15 protein-coding genes are annotated in these 12,809 nt (G+C 30.0%); 11 read left to right on the top strand and 4 right to left on the bottom strand.

Annotation, left to right across the window (positions count from 1 at the left end):
* Nucleotides 1-125: 125 nt before the first annotated feature.
* Entirely contained in the window at nt 126-1,472 is a 1,347-nt protein-coding gene (locus tag CM240_RS08785; RefSeq protein ID WP_044038467.1) for an MATE family efflux transporter, read from the bottom strand.
* A 141-nt stretch (nt 1,473-1,613) separates the two neighbouring features.
* On the opposite strand from CM240_RS08785, the gene CM240_RS08780 reads away from it, so the two are divergent.
* The 11 genes from CM240_RS08780 to bsh all read left to right on the top strand — a co-directional run bounded on the left by CM240_RS08780 (nt 1,614) and on the right by bsh (nt 10,720).
* Nucleotides 1,614-2,519 carry an AraC family transcriptional regulator gene (locus CM240_RS08780; RefSeq protein ID WP_044038465.1) on the top strand — a complete coding sequence of 302 codons (906 nt, stop codon included), beginning with the start codon at nt 1,614-1,616 and terminating at the stop codon, nt 2,517-2,519.
* A 190-nt stretch (nt 2,520-2,709) separates the two neighbouring features.
* Nucleotides 2,710-3,762 carry an energy-coupling factor ABC transporter permease gene (locus tag CM240_RS08775; protein WP_051483774.1) on the top strand — a complete coding sequence of 351 codons (1,053 nt, stop codon included), beginning with the start codon at nt 2,710-2,712 and terminating at the stop codon, nt 3,760-3,762.
* A gap of 213 nt (nt 3,763-3,975) precedes the next feature.
* A complete protein-coding gene (locus tag CM240_RS08770; RefSeq protein WP_044038463.1) occupies nt 3,976-4,278 on the top strand; it encodes an urease subunit gamma in 303 nt (100 codons plus the stop codon).
* A gap of 18 nt (nt 4,279-4,296) precedes the next feature.
* Nucleotides 4,297-4,623 carry an urease subunit beta gene (gene ureB, locus CM240_RS08765; RefSeq protein ID WP_044038461.1) on the top strand — a complete coding sequence of 109 codons (327 nt, stop codon included), beginning with the start codon at nt 4,297-4,299 and terminating at the stop codon, nt 4,621-4,623.
* The gene (gene ureC, locus CM240_RS08760) at nt 4,623-6,338 is read left to right on the top strand and encodes an urease subunit alpha (RefSeq protein ID WP_044038459.1); all 1,716 of its coding nucleotides are present in this window, start codon (nt 4,623-4,625) and stop codon (nt 6,336-6,338) included. The genes ureB and ureC overlap by 1 nt, the downstream gene beginning before the upstream one ends.
* A 130-nt stretch (nt 6,339-6,468) precedes the next feature.
* The gene (locus CM240_RS08755) at nt 6,469-6,921 is read left to right on the top strand and encodes an urease accessory protein UreE (RefSeq protein WP_044038457.1); all 453 of its coding nucleotides are present in this window, start codon (nt 6,469-6,471) and stop codon (nt 6,919-6,921) included.
* Nucleotides 6,896-7,621: an urease accessory protein UreF gene (locus CM240_RS08750; protein WP_051483773.1), complete on the top strand. Its 726-nt coding sequence runs from the start codon at nt 6,896-6,898 to the stop codon at nt 7,619-7,621. Before CM240_RS08755 ends, CM240_RS08750 begins: the two co-directional genes overlap by 26 nt.
* Before the next feature lie 43 nt (nt 7,622-7,664).
* Nucleotides 7,665-8,288 (top strand): urease accessory protein UreG, encoded by a 624-nt coding sequence (gene ureG / locus CM240_RS08745; protein WP_341349769.1) that lies wholly within the window; start codon nt 7,665-7,667, stop codon nt 8,286-8,288.
* A gap of 1 nt (nt 8,289) precedes the next feature.
* Complete coding sequence (locus CM240_RS08740) at nt 8,290-9,123, top strand: urease accessory protein UreD (RefSeq protein ID WP_044038452.1); 834 nt, start codon at nt 8,290-8,292, stop codon at nt 9,121-9,123.
* A gap of 21 nt (nt 9,124-9,144) precedes the next feature.
* Nucleotides 9,145-9,630, top strand: a complete 486-nt coding sequence (locus tag CM240_RS08735) for an AmiS/UreI family transporter (protein ID WP_044038442.1) — start codon at nt 9,145-9,147, stop codon at nt 9,628-9,630.
* Between the two features lie 103 nt (nt 9,631-9,733).
* A complete protein-coding gene (gene bsh, locus CM240_RS08730) occupies nt 9,734-10,720 on the top strand; it encodes a choloylglycine hydrolase (protein ID WP_044038440.1) in 987 nt (328 codons plus the stop codon).
* Between the two features lie 46 nt (nt 10,721-10,766).
* Here bsh and CM240_RS08725 read toward each other — a convergent pair whose 3' ends face one another.
* The 3 genes from CM240_RS08725 to CM240_RS08715 form a co-directional block, all read right to left on the bottom strand.
* A complete protein-coding gene (locus tag CM240_RS08725; RefSeq protein WP_044038438.1) occupies nt 10,767-11,189 on the bottom strand; it encodes a cytidine deaminase in 423 nt (140 codons plus the stop codon).
* Nucleotides 11,186-11,872, bottom strand: coding sequence for a Crp/Fnr family transcriptional regulator (locus CM240_RS08720; protein WP_044038436.1), 687 nt, complete (start codon nt 11,870-11,872; stop codon nt 11,186-11,188). The genes CM240_RS08725 and CM240_RS08720 overlap by 4 nt, the downstream gene beginning before the upstream one ends.
* A gap of 162 nt (nt 11,873-12,034) precedes the next feature.
* Complete coding sequence (locus tag CM240_RS08715) at nt 12,035-12,625, bottom strand: TetR/AcrR family transcriptional regulator (protein ID WP_044038434.1); 591 nt, start codon at nt 12,623-12,625, stop codon at nt 12,035-12,037.
* Nucleotides 12,626-12,809 lie beyond the last annotated feature (184 nt).

Below are 12,809 nucleotides of genomic sequence, written 5' to 3'. Positions count from 1 at the left end.
TTATTGTGATTGTATATGGTTTTATATAAGGAATCTTTCATTTTTATTCCTTAGAAGTTTAAATACTTGATGTTCCTTATCATTTACACTAATTAATTCCATTGAAGAAAGTGCTCCATTACTTGCTATATCTTCTGCATCCAACTTTTCCTTTTGAATAATATCAAAGAAATTGCTAGACGTACACATTCTTCTAATGATAATATAAAATACACATAAATAATTGGTAGCTTTAGTACAAATGCAGATAATAATCCAAGTGGCACACCAAATCCCCAGGTTCCAATTATATCAATCCACATGATGTAGTTTGTTTTTCCTCCACTTTTTATAATACCTCCACCCAAAATCATATTCTGCACCTTAACTGGAGATACGATTGCAAATACTACTAGCAATGCATATGCAGTCTGCTTCACTGCTGCAGCCACATTATAGATTCCAGTATAGACTTTGCCTAATAGGATTAACAGGATTGATAATGCAATAGATACAATCAAACCATACTTCATCAATTTTTTTGAATCATTATATGCTTTTTCATAATTTTGATTACCGAGAGATTTACCTACCATGATTCCGGCAGCTTGTGATAATCCACATAATGCACCTATCATCAAACCTTGTATTGGTGAAGTCATTGTCATAGCTGCACAATCATTAGTGCTTATATTTCCATAAATAGCGGAATATACATTTTCTCCAAGGCTCCACATAAATTCGCATATAAGAAGTGGAGTAAGAATTTTTATATATGAAATGTATTCGTTTCCATTAAATCTAATATCAAAAGACAAATTCATCTTTTTCTTTCTTAACTGCCATAACAAAAATACTAAAGTTAGCAGACATGAAATGATCTGTGCTACAACACTTCCTATTGCTGCTCCTTTAACGCCCAGTTCAGGTAATCCAAATTTTCCAAAAATCAAAATATAGTTAAGCGCTGTATTAACAAACAAAGATGAAACGCTAGCTACCAATGGGAATACTGCCATCTCCATACAACATAGCATTGCTTCTGCCATACCGGATAATGCTATTGGTAAAAATGACCACGCATAGATTTGTAAATAGGATTTACCTAATTCTTTAGTCACAGAATCCTTTGTGTAAAAGGAAAAAATCTGTTCTGTAAATAAAAGTGAGGCAAATGTAAATAAAACTGTAATGAAAAGAGCAACCAATAGATTCACATGAAAACTTCTTCGTACATTTTTTACATTTTTCTGTCCCATGTATTGAGAAATCATAATAGCTGCAGTTGCTGTAATTGCGCCAAGAACAACACTATAAATAGATGCAAATTTACCTCCTAGACCAATTCCTGCAATACTTTCACTGCCAAGCTGACCAATCATAACCTGATCAATAATGCTAAAAGAAGACCTAATCATGCTTTGTAATGTAATTGGTAATGCAATTCTTATAATACTTTTTGAAAAGGAACTTTCTGATATTGTATTCTCCATAACAACTCCCCCATTCTTGTGAAATATATAATTACTATTGTTGGTATTTCTATATTTGAATTATAATCTTATTATAGGTGCACTTCTACTACTATAATATTATAATATTAACACAATCCTACGAATTTGGAGGTAATTTCTATGAACACACCACGATTATTGAGTTCAACCAATGAGCCATTGATTCTTCCTGATGGTTTGGAAGTAAAAACACATGGAACAACTAACATTCCTTATACTGTCTATCGTGGCAGTATCCCTGACTATCTACCTTCATATCCCCTTCATTATCATGATGAGTTGGAGATCATTTACTGTGTTTCAGGGAGTGGGTGTATTTTGATAAGCGGAGAAAGTTATGTGATTACTTCTGAGGATTTTGTAATCATATTGCCGGATCAGGTTCATTCAATAGAATCCATTACAGAACCATTTGAATATTTTAACATACTCTTTAAGTTTTCTATAATTGAATCAGAACGAGAAGATAATTTCATCTATCAGCAATATATGGCTCCTTTTGCAAAAGGATCTGTTGTAGTTCCTTCTATTATAAAAAGAGACAGTCCTCTTTCTGAGCAACTATCTCCTCATATTCTTCCATTGATTGATGAAGGGAAAAAAATAAGTCTTCTACTAGTTAAATCCCATCTATATGCCATCATAGATATATTAAATAGTATTGCAGTGACTATTGATAAGAAATCTGATTCTAACCATAAAACTAATGAATTTCTTCGCCAAGCGGTACAGTATATTAATGATTACTATTCCGAAAAAGTTCAGATTTCTGAAGTTTCTGCATTTTGCGGATATAGTAAAAGCCATTTTATGAAGCTCTTTAAAGATTTAACTGGTACAAGCTTTTCTCAATATCTTGTTCGTTTTCGTTTGGAAAAAGCAGCCGGATTGTTACGAAGTACTGACAAGTCTATCATAAATATTGCAACACTCTGTGGTTTTTTCAATGCTTCTTACTTTACAAGGGCCTTTATAAAACAATACCAGAGTACACCTTCTGTATATCGTTCCTCTTGGAATGATTAACAGTTTAATTCTTTTTGTATACTTCGTAAGTGTCAAAAATTAAGTTCCTAGATACTAAAATCTCCAAAAGTTAATTTTTCTATATGCCAAGGGGAATTGTTAAAGCTGATGATTTAGGTTATATAGGTTATATAGCATAGTAAAAATGAATAGGTATACTTTATAAATAATAATATTCAGGGGGAATAAAATGCATATGGCCGATGCACTAGTAACTCCGATGGTTGGTTGCACAATGCTCATTGCAGCGGCTGGAGTTACGGCTAATTCAGTTAATAAAATAAGGAATGAAGAAGATATTCAAAATAAAATACCGTTAATGGGGGTTGTAGGAGCTTTTGTATTTGCAGCTCAAATGGTTAACTTTTCGATACCTGGTACTGGCTCCAGTGGACATATTGCAGGTGGAATTCTACTTGCAGCAATCTTAGGCCCGGAAGCTGGATTTTTATCACTTGTATCCATACTAATAGTCCAATGTTTGTTTTTTGGTGATGGAGGTCTTTTGGCATTAGGATGCAATATTATAAACATGGGCTTTTTTAGCTGTTTTATAGGATATAAGCTTATTTATAAAAATGTAATTAGTAAAAATTATTCAAAGAAAAGAATTATGGTAGCATCAATTTTAGGTTCTGTTATTGGGTTACAATGTGGTGCATTTTCAGTTGTATTAGAAACATTAACGTCAGGGGTAACTAAACTTCCATTTACAACATTTCTTATTTTTATGCAATCTATACATTTAGCTATTGGCATAGTAGAAGGAATAGTAACAGGATTACTACTTAACTTTTTATATCAAAATAGACCAGATATTTTGGAAAAGGCAGCTATAACAAAAAGCTATAACATCACTAAGAAAAAAGTAATTTCGATTATTCTAGCATCTGCATTAGTTATTGGCGGAGGAATTTCACTTTTAGCCTCATCACATCCAGATGGTCTGGAATGGTCTATATTAAAAACTTCAGGAAGCGAAGAATTAACGGCTAATGATTACATTCATGAAAAAATAGTAGAAGTACAAAATAAAACTGCATTTTTGTTAGACTATGGATTCAATGTTGATAATCTATCTGTAACTGAAGAAATTATAGGAAAATCAATAGCCGGAATTATTGGAATTGTTATTACAATAGGAATAATAGTTTTAATAACGCATCTCTCTATAAGAGGAAAAAAATTATATGTTGTTAATGATAATGTAAATGAAATAGAAGAAAAATTTAAGGATAAATAAGATTGGGGATATTAGTGCAGCTATATTTGAAATTAGAAAAATAGATACAATAAAAAAGCGACGTTAAATATATTTAACAAGTGAAATCTTGCGTAAATATATTTAACGTTTTTTATTTTTAATAATATTTCTAAAATTATGTATCTTAATTAGGAAACTACAAATAATAGATAATACTTGATAAAAAGGAATATGAAAAAGGAGGAAAATCAATTGCATTTAACAGATAGAGAAAGAGAAAAACTTATGATTGTTGTTGCAGCAGATGTTGCAAGGAGAAGAAAAGATAAGGGATTAAAGCTAAATTATCCTGAATCTGTAGCTTTAATCACTGATGAGCTCTTAGAAGGAGCTAGAGAAGGAAGAGAAGTAGAAGATTTAATGGATTATGGTACAAAAATTTTAAACAAGAGCGATGTAATGGAAGGTATACCTGAAATGATTCATGTAGTTCAAGTGGAAGCAACATTTCCAGATGGTACTAAATTAGTTACAGTACATGATCCAATACGTTAGGAAAGGAGATAGATATAATTGATACCTGGAGAATTAATTATAAAAGAAGGAACTATAGAATATAACAAAGGAAAAGAGGCAATAAAGATTGAGGTAGTGAACATTGGGGATAGACCTATACAAATAGGATCTCATTATCATTTCTATGAAGTAAATGATTTTTTAAAATTTGATAGAAAAAAAGCTTATGGAAAGAGATTGGATATTCCATCAGGGACTGCAGTTAGATTTGAACCAGGAGATAAAAAAGAAATAAACTTAATAGATATTGGCGGAGTTAGAAGAGTTTACGGGTTACGTAACTTAGTTGATGGATATTTAGATGGAAGGGGATGCAAAGAATAATGAGTTTTGAAATAGATAAACACCGTTATGTAGAATTATTTGGGCCAACTAAAGGAGATAAAATAAGGCTAGGTGACACAGATTTAATTATTGAAATTGAAAAAGACTATACAGGATATGGTGATGAATGTAAATTTGGAGGCGGTAAAGTTTTAAGAGATGGAATGGGTCAAAATGCAATTGAAAGCAGAGAAAATCCTATGGTTGCAGACCTTATTATTACAGGAGCTACTGTTATAGATTACACAGGAATATATAAAGCTGATATTGGCATTCGTGATGGAAAGATTTTAGCTATAGGTAAGGGTGGTAATCCTTATACCATGGATGATGTGGATTTTATAGTAGGACCAAGCACAGAAGCATTAGCTGGAGAAGGAAGGATAATAACTGCAGGTGGTATAGATACTCATGTACATTATATAAGTCCAGACCTTGTTAATGCTGCATTAGAAGGAGGAATAACAACACTTATAGGGGGAGGAACAGGTCCTGTTGATGGGACTAATGCTGTTACTTCAACACCTGGAAAATGGTCTATTCATCGTATGTTACAATCTGCAGAAGCATTTCCTATAAACCTTGGTTTCTTAGGAAAAGGTAGTGGAGCAAATATAAAGGTTACAGCAGAGCAAGTTGAAGCAGGTGCTTGTGGTCTTAAAGTTCATGAAGATTGGGGAGCAACAAGATCTGCAATAGATTATTCGCTAAAAACAGCAGATAAATATGATATTCAAGTTGCAGTACATACTGATACATTAAATGAAGGTGGATTTGTAGAACATACAATTGAAGCATTTGCAGGGAGAACAATTCATACATATCATACTGAAGGAGCGGGGGGTGGTCATGCACCAGATTTGTTAAAAGTAGCTTCTAAACTTAATGTAATACCAGCATCAACTAATCCAACTAAACCTTTTACTATAAATACAATTGCAGAACATTTAGATATGCTTATGGTATGTCATCACTTAGACCCTAAAGTTCCAGAAGATATTGCATTTGCAGATTCTAGAATAAGACATCAAACAATTGCAGCAGAAGATATACTACAAGATATGGGTGTATTTAGTATTATGAGTTCTGATTCAATGGCTATGGGAAGAATAGGAGAAGTTATTACAAGAACATGGCAGACTGCAAGTAAGATGAAAAGACAAAGGGGAGTATTGGAAGGTGATTCTGAAGAAAATGATAACAATAGAGTGAGAAGATATATTGCAAAATATACTATAAATCCAGCATTAGCACAAGGAATATCAAAATACGTAGGTTCTATAGAAGTAGGGAAAATGGCTGATTTAGTGCTTTGGGATACAGAATTCTTTGGTGTAAAACCACATCTAGTAATCAAAGGCGGTATGGTAAATAAATCAATAATAGGAGAAGCTAATGCATCTATTCCAACATGTCAACCAGAATTTTTTAGAGATTGTTTTGGCGCATATGGAAAAGCAAAATATGCAACTTCTGCAACTTTTGTTTCTAAATATGCCTACGAACATGGTATAAAAGAAGAATTAGGATTGCAAAAGTTAGTATTACCAGTAGGGGGAATAAGAAATTTAACAAAGAAAGATATGAAATTAAATAATGCAACTCCAGAACTTGGTGTTGATCCAGAAACTTATGACGTTACTGTAGATGGAGAGTTAATAACTTGCAAGCCAGCAAAAGAATTACCATTAGCACAAAGATACTTCTTATTTTAGTTTAAAAATAGTTTATGTTTGGGGTTGTCACATAGATTATGAATTGTAAACTGTGAATTTAAAAAAAGGTTTTGCCCAGAAAATTTCATTTATTATAATGTGATATCCCTAAATTAGGAGGAAAATAAAAATGGTTTTTGATAAGGTAATAGGAAATATTAATGAAATAGATAATTTAGATGAATATCATGTTGAAACAATATACTTAAATAGTGAAGATCTGCTTAAAAGAATTCTAAGAGTAACTTCAGACCATAATAGAGAATACGGAATAACATTAGAGAATGGTGAAAAATTAATAGACGGTGATATTCTTTATAACAAAGATAAGAAACTTATAGTTGTGAAAGTTAATAGTGAAGATGTTTTAGTTATTGAACCCTCAACTATAACTGAAATGGGAATAATAGCACACGCTTTAGGAAATAGGCATCTTCAAGCACAATTTGAAGATGATAAAATGATAATCCAATATGATAGGTTAGTAGAAGAAGAATTAAAAAGAGATAATATTAATTACTCAAGAAAAAAAATAACTTTGAAAAAGGCGTTTAAACATGTTGAATTTGCACACAGACACTAAAAACAATGAAAATAATATCATAAATGTATTGCGTGTTATACAAATATGTGATTCGAACTTTCCTATAGGTTCTTTTAATCATTCATATGGTATGGAGAGTTATCTTAGAAATAACAAGATTACTTCTGCAGAGAGTTTAAAAGAATACCTTGATGTGTTTTTAAATAATGTATTTATTTATAGTGATGGATTAGCAATTAGGATGTTATATGAATATTTAAATAAAAATAAACTAGAAAAGATTTTAGAACTGGATAGAATCCTTACAGTTCAAACTATAGCTAAAGAAAGTAGAAATGGTTCAAAGCTTATAGCAAGCAGAATGATTAAGCTTTTTCTTGATTTATATGATAGTGACATTTTAAGAGAATATGAAGAAAAAATTAATACAAAGCAAGCTTTTGGGCACCCAGCTATAGTATTTGGATTGCTTATGTATACTTTAAATTTTTCTGAAGAGGAAGCTATAAGTTTCCATATGTATAGTACAATTTCAACACTTATTCAAAATGGTGTTAGGGCTATACCACTAGGACAAAAAGACGGTCAGATAATTCTTAAAAAGTGTAGTGAGAGTTTTAAATTTTTATGCGAAAAGATTAAAAATTTAGATTATAGCTTTTTTGGTGCAAGTACTCCAGGTATTGAATTGGCTCAGATAAATCATGAAGTACTGGAGTTTAGATTATTTATGTCTTAAAATTTAAAAACTAAATAATCAAAATTAATTACATGGTGAAAGGATGAGTTTTATGAAAAAGCCAGTAATAATAGGGGTAGGCGGTCCTGTTGGAAGTGGAAAAACTTTATTAATAGAAAGAATAACTAGATTAGTGAAAGATCAATATAATTGTGCAGTTATTACTAATGATATTTATACAAAGGAAGATGCTAAATTTTTAGTGAAGAATTCTGTGTTAAGTGAAGACAGAGTTATTGGAGTAGAGACAGGTGGATGTCCACACACAGCGATAAGAGAAGATGCATCTATGAATTTTGCTGCTATAGAAGAAATGAAAAGCAGATTTAATGACTTGGATATTATTTTTTTAGAAAGTGGTGGAGATAATTTAGCGGCAACATTTAGTCCTGACTTAGTTGATTTCTCTATTTATATTATTGATGTAGCACAAGGTGAAAAGATTCCAAGAAAAGCAGGACAGGGAATGATAAAAAGTGATTTGTTTATCATTAACAAGATAGATTTAGCTCCTTATGTTGGAGCAGATTTAGAAGTTATGAGAAGAGATACATTAACATTTAGAAAAGAAAAGACTTTTATATTTACTAATTTAAAAAAAGATGAAGGTGTAAATGAAGTTCTTACTTGGATTAAAAAGAATTGTTTATTAGAAGGAATTAACTAAAATGAGTAACAGCAAGTATGCAGGGGAATTTGAAATAGTATTAGAGAAAAAGAATGAAAATACTGTTATAAGTGAAAAAAGATTTGATGGTCTAATAAAATTATCTCCAACTATTCATCTTGATAGTGAAAAAATTTCAACTTATTTTATAGTTGGTCTTGGAGGAGGATATGTTGAAGGTGAAAAATATAAATACAGCATTAATCTAAAGGAAGATTCAAGAGCAATTATAACAACTCAAGCATCTACAAAAGTATATAAATGTGTACATGGAGAGAAAACTGAACAAGAAACTATAATAAATTTAGAGAAAAACAGCACCTTAGAGTATATAACAGATAGTGTAATACTATATAAGGATGCAATTTATAAGCAAGTAAATAATATTTATATGGATGAAAGTGCAACACTGATATACAGTGATGGAATTACATCTGGATGGTCAAAAGAAGGTGAAGCATTTCAATATAGTAATGTACAATTAAAAACAAGTGTGTATGTAAATAATAAAATAGTTCTATTAGATAACTTATATGTAAATCCAAGAGAAGATGATGTTACTAAATTAGGTTTTTTTGAAGGATATCAAAATTTTGGAACATTACTTGTAATAAATGAAAATATTGATGTGAAAATAATTGAACAGTTAAGAGATGAAATAAAAAAATTAAATTTACCAATTTACTTTGGTATATCGGAACTTGAAGTAAATGGTTTTGTATTAAGAGTATTGGGAAACTTAACTCAAAATATAGAGAGTGCAATAAAGTTATGTCATAACTATATAAGAAAGGAATTTTTAAATTCTAGAGAGTTATCTATACGTAAATATTAGTAAGATAGGTTGTGAATATAGATGTTAGGAATAGTATTGTTATATGTAGGAATAGTTCTAATAAATAATGGTATAAGCAGGTTGTGCAATATAGATGAAAAGTCAGCTTCTGTAATGAATATATTTACAGGTGCTTTAGCAGTAATAATTGATACTGTATCTGTAATACAAGGAGAATACTATGCGGTAGGTACAGGATTATTATTTGGTTTTACATATTTATTTGTAGCTATAAACAGTATATTTAATCTAGACAAAAGACCTTATGGGTGGTATAGCTTATTTGTAGCTATAAATACTATACCATGTGCATATCTTAGCTTAACACAAGACTTAGATTGGAGAATGAGTATTATATGGGTATTGTGGGGAATACTTTGGCTTACAGCATTTATAGAAATAATTTTAAAGAAAAATCTTGGAAAGTTTGTCCCATATTTAGCTATATTTGAAGGAATCATAACAGCTTGGATACCAGGATTTCTGATGCTTGTTGATAAATGGTAATATTCTTATTTCATATTTAAATGGGACGTTATTAATTTTGTATAAAATCATTAAAATTAGGTTAATGTAATTTAGATATAAGTTTTATTAGGAGGAAACAAAAATGTGCACCGCATTAACTTTAAAAACAAAAGATGGTTATAATTTGTTTGGAAGGAATATGGATTTATCATATTCATTTAATCAAGCTGTTACTTTAGTACCTAGAAATTATGAATATAGAGATAGAGTTACTAGTAATATGAAAAAAACTAAATATGCAATAATAGGTATGGCAAGTGTTATAGATGATTATCCAGCCTTTGCAGATGCAATGAATGAAAAAGGATTAGGGTGTGCAGGCCTTAATTTTCCAGGATATTCTTACTTAGAAGATAAAGAGGTACCAGGTAAAAATAATTTAGCTCCATATGATTTAATTATATGGATATTATCAAATTTTGAAACCGTAGATGATGTTTTAAAAGAAATTGGAAATATAGAATTAGTTGCAGTTCCAATTAATGAAAAAACACCGCTTCCAACTCTTCATTGGATAGTTGCAGATGCAAATGGAAAATCTATAGTTATAGAAAAGACAAAAGAAAGTTTGAAGATTCATGAAAATCCTATTGGAGTTATGACTAATTCTCCAACATTTGATTGGCATTTAACTAATTTAAATGAATATATGAAGACTACCCCTATTCAGCCGGAACCTGTAAAATGGGGAGAGAAAGAATTAAGACCATTAGGAGTGGGGCTAGGAACTAATGGATTACCAGGAGGATGTTCAGGAGTAGATAGATTTGTAAGAATAGCATATTTAAAATCAACGCTTTCAGAAACAGAAGATTTAAACACTGGGATAAGTCAATTTTTCCATATGCTAAATAATGTGGCGATGCCAAGGGGAGCTGTTAAAGCTGATGATTTAGATGATATAACATTATATACTTCATGTATGTGTCAACAAAAAGGTATCTATTATTATTCAACATATAATAATAATGGAATAAGTGCTGTAGATATGAATAAAGAAGATTTAGATGCTAAAGAAATCAAGAGATTTGAATACTTAGATAAATTACATATTACGTATCAAAATTGAAGGCTATAACAAAGAATCCACGATAGAAATATCGTGGATTTTTATTTTAATCTAAGTTTTTACCTGTAAATGCTAAAGGTAAAAGTTCTTCTAATGTATACTCTAAATATTCTGCTGTACTTTTTGCGATAATTACTTTAAAAGTTTTTAAGTCACAAAATTCAGCCATAACTTGCCTACATACAGCACAAGGGGCACAGAAATCTCCTTCACCTTGTTGTATACCTTTTTTATTTCCTACTACTGCAATAGCGGTGAAATCTTTTTTACCTTCAGAAATTGCTTTAAAGAAAGCTGTTCTTTCAGCGCAGTTTGTTGGGGTATATGCAGCATTTTCTATATTGCATCCTTGATAAATTTCACCATCATCACAAAGTAAAGCTGCACCTACATTGAAATTTGAATATGGTGTATAACAAAATTTTTGAGCTTCAAAGGCTTTTTCTATTAACAATTTTCTATTAATCATAATTTTCCTCCGGAATTTTTATTAGAAATACCTAATAAGTTATTAGCATAATTAGTGGAGAGAATTATATCAACTAGCTTATTTATGTCCTTTACTTTGACAAATCCTTTATCATACTTAACAAGATTATCATCTACTAACTCTTTAATAATTCGATTAACACTTCTAATATTTGAACCAACGCCTTCTACTAATATATCTTTATGGATATTATCTAAATTATGATCAGTTAAGAACTTCCACAAGAAGAAAAGTAGTCTATATTTTAAGTTGTAAGCAACGTTTGCTTTGTTATTAAGAGAAGTATGATACATTTTTTTAGACAGTTGAACATGTACATATAAAGAAAAATCACTATCATGTTTGATCCATTCCCAAAAGGAGTGTTTAGAAATTTTAATTGCTTCACAAGGTTCAAGTGCTTCCACATAATTTAATATAGGTTTATCAGCGAATATTTCTAATTCGCCAAATACTTCATTTTCACAATAAGTTCTTTCTAAATATTTAACCCCTGTAGGTGTTAGTGAATAGACTTTGACTTTCCCTTTTTTTATTATATATACGTCCTTTGCAACTTGATTTTGTATAAGAATTTTATCAAAAGTATTGAAATTAATGTTTGTAAATTCATTTTTTATATAATCAGGACAAGTATCTAAAAAATAAGGTAAGTTGTTCATTTCAATTCTCCTTATTAAGTAAGTTAAATAAAGTACAGTAATTATATCACATAAATAACGCTAGATAAGTGATAATGCAGAAGTTAAGGACAAATGTCCTAAAAGATAAATTCAACTTATAATATATGAGAATAGAAGAAAAGTATACGTGTTAAAATACAATTATTTATTAGAAACCACATTTAAAGCATCTATACCATTAAGGATGAAGGATTCTGTAAGTGAAGCTATTTCATAAGGGGATTCTTTTAATCCGTTATTAAGCCAAGCTTCAAATATACCGATACATCCTGAAACAATAAAAGTGTAGAAATAATCAAAGGCATCAGTTTTAGGCAATTCAAACATAACAGTCCAAACGGAAAAACATTTTGCACGGATAAGTTCTTTTATTTTATTTATAAAATTTCTATCACCATTATTACTTAATAATACAGTACATATTCCTGCATTAGTTTTTAAATAATTAAAAATATCTATTAATAAAGATAAAAGACTACATTCTAAATGATCTTCGGAATGTGAGAACATAATTTTATTAAATTCTTGTAAAAATTCATCTTCAATTTGCTCTAATAAATCAAATATATCTTTGTAATGTAAGTAAAAAGTTCCTCTATTTAAATCAATTTTTTCAGTAAGTTCTTTTACAGAAATGTCATTAATGCTCTTTTCAAGCATCAATTCTATAAGACCATCTTTTAGGAATTTTTTAGTTTTTCTAATACGTCTATCTGTATTTTTATTATCCATTTCAAACATCTCCATTTAAAATATATTATTTTATTAATGAACAAAATGTAGAAAAATGTTCATTAGTATTCAAATAAATAAAAAGCAGTTCATTTATTAACAAAATATAGAAAATTGGTTATTGATACAAGTATTTTTGTTAATTATAATCTAATTAGATAAGAAAATCAACACAGTGTATAGT

The sequence above is a fragment of the Clostridium bornimense genome (assembly GCF_000577895.1).
GTDB classification, from domain to species: domain Bacteria; phylum Bacillota; class Clostridia; order Clostridiales; family Clostridiaceae; genus Clostridium_AN; species Clostridium_AN bornimense.
The sequence above is the reverse complement of the archived record's forward strand: the minus strand, read 5'-3'. Positions and strand labels throughout refer to the sequence as shown.

Coding starts and splice junctions, on each gene's coding strand:
- ureC (WP_044038459.1), top strand. CDS start 4,623: ATGAGTTTTGAAATAGATAAACACCGTTATGTAGAATTATTTGGGCCA.
- CM240_RS08740 (WP_044038452.1), top strand. CDS start 8,290: ATGAGTAACAGCAAGTATGCAGGGGAATTTGAAATAGTATTAGAGAAA.
- CM240_RS08735 (WP_044038442.1), top strand. CDS start 9,145: ATGTTAGGAATAGTATTGTTATATGTAGGAATAGTTCTAATAAATAAT.
- CM240_RS08775 (WP_051483774.1), top strand. CDS start 2,710: ATGCATATGGCCGATGCACTAGTAACTCCGATGGTTGGTTGCACAATG.
- CM240_RS08750 (WP_051483773.1), top strand. CDS start 6,896: ATGTTGAATTTGCACACAGACACTAAAAACAATGAAAATAATATCATA.
- CM240_RS08755 (WP_044038457.1), top strand. CDS start 6,469: ATGGTTTTTGATAAGGTAATAGGAAATATTAATGAAATAGATAATTTA.
- bsh (WP_044038440.1), top strand. CDS start 9,734: ATGTGCACCGCATTAACTTTAAAAACAAAAGATGGTTATAATTTGTTT.
- CM240_RS08715 (WP_044038434.1), bottom strand. CDS start 12,625: ATGGATAATAAAAATACAGATAGACGTATTAGAAAAACTAAAAAATTC.
- ureG (WP_341349769.1), top strand. CDS start 7,665: ATGAGTTTTATGAAAAAGCCAGTAATAATAGGGGTAGGCGGTCCTGTT.
- CM240_RS08780 (WP_044038465.1), top strand. CDS start 1,614: ATGAACACACCACGATTATTGAGTTCAACCAATGAGCCATTGATTCTT.
- CM240_RS08720 (WP_044038436.1), bottom strand. CDS start 11,872: ATGAACAACTTACCTTATTTTTTAGATACTTGTCCTGATTATATAAAA.
- CM240_RS08725 (WP_044038438.1), bottom strand. CDS start 11,189: ATGATTAATAGAAAATTGTTAATAGAAAAAGCCTTTGAAGCTCAAAAA.
- CM240_RS08785 (WP_044038467.1), bottom strand. CDS start 1,472: ATGGAGAATACAATATCAGAAAGTTCCTTTTCAAAAAGTATTATAAGA.